This window comes from Pseudomonas sp. C11 (assembly GCF_034683865.1).
Classification (GTDB): domain Bacteria; phylum Pseudomonadota; class Gammaproteobacteria; order Pseudomonadales; family Pseudomonadaceae; genus Aquipseudomonas.
Window position 1 is genome coordinate 1 of the sequence record NZ_JAWIIP010000113.1, and the last position, 231, is coordinate 231.

Here is a 231-nt window from a genome sequence, read left to right on the forward strand (position 1 = left end):
CAGGCCATAGGCGTTGGAGAAGGTGCGCGAGACCAGCAGATTGGGTAAGCGCGCCAGATCGTCCATGCCATCGGGCAGCGCGACACCCTCGGCGTATTCGATATAGGCATCGTCGAGCACCACCAGCACGCGCTCCGGAACCTTGGCTAGGAAGGCATCCAGTGCATCCGGGCAGAACAAGGTACCGGTCGGGTTGTTGGGGTTGGCGATGAACACGACACGCGTGTCGTC

General features: G+C 61.9%; 1 protein-coding gene. It reads right to left on the bottom strand.

The genetic code is table 11. From position 1 onward, the window contains the following. On the bottom strand, positions 1-231 hold a 231-nt coding region (locus VC352_RS25130), incomplete at both ends, for an aminotransferase class I/II-fold pyridoxal phosphate-dependent enzyme (RefSeq protein ID WP_322982187.1).